Annotated in this window: 1 protein-coding gene; it reads left to right on the forward strand. The window is 31.0% G+C overall.

Annotated features, from left to right (window positions below; genetic code table 11):
• Positions 1-79 precede the first annotated feature (79 nt).
• A complete protein-coding gene (locus tag AC4AGG_RS16545; RefSeq protein WP_489773125.1) occupies positions 80-634 on the forward strand; it encodes an SMI1/KNR4 family protein in 555 nt (184 codons plus the stop codon).
• Positions 635-995: the final 361 nt, after the last annotated feature.

Below are 995 nucleotides of genomic sequence, written 5' to 3' on the forward strand. Positions count from 1 at the left end.
TTTTAGTTGTAAAAGCCCGTCCTTCGCTAATACTTTTTCGTTGGCGGTAATGCTATCAAAACAAAATATAGACTAAATTATGGAAGAAAAAATTCAAGAAATTGATAAATATTTATCGATTTTAAGGCCTGAATACTATTCGCAACTAAACGAACCTTTAAATGACGAACAGCTTCATAAATTGGAAGAATATTATAAGATTGAAATTCCTAATGACTTAAAATTACTTTATAAATGGAAAAACGGTCAAAATCCAAACTGTTTTGAAGCATTTGTAAATAATTCAATGTTTATTCCCTTGCAACAAGCACTTTATGACGCATCTGAATTAACTTCTATGATTGGATACGACTTTGAAATTGAAAATTGGTGGAATGAAAATTGGGTTCCAATATTTCAAAATGGCGGAGGAGATAATATTTGTTATGATTTAAAAGGAATTTTCACAAACTTTAAAGGACAAATAATCGAATTTTGGCACGCAGATGATGACCGGAATGTGATTGCACCAACACTTGAAGCATTTTTAAATAAAATCGTTGAATTTTATAAAACTAAACAAAGAGATAGTTTTGATGAATTTTTTGAAATAGAAAAAATAGAGAACTACCCAAAGAAATTTATTGTAGAATAAAAAAAAGCACTACCGCCAACAGTGTATTAGCAAAAGCGGGCTTGAATACTCAAATTGAAAATTTGAATATTCTTCGCCACCACTGCTTTTCAATTCCGTAATATTTTTGTAAGTTTACTCCATTGAAAAAGCATTGGCTCAGTTTGGCTCATAATTGAACTTTCAGTTCACTTTTCGCCCGCCTTCGCTAATACTTTTTCGTTATCTACAACTGCCATTGAACAATTCGCGCGCTGAAAAAATTCTGATTTTGAGTGAATAAAATAAGAAACTGAATCTAGACCAAACTAAATAACTGTTGATGGTCTAAATTCATTTTCTAATCAGAGTGACTGAATTAAACTCGGAATCCAAATAATGC

Source organism: Chryseobacterium sp. CG10_8 (assembly GCF_058117085.1).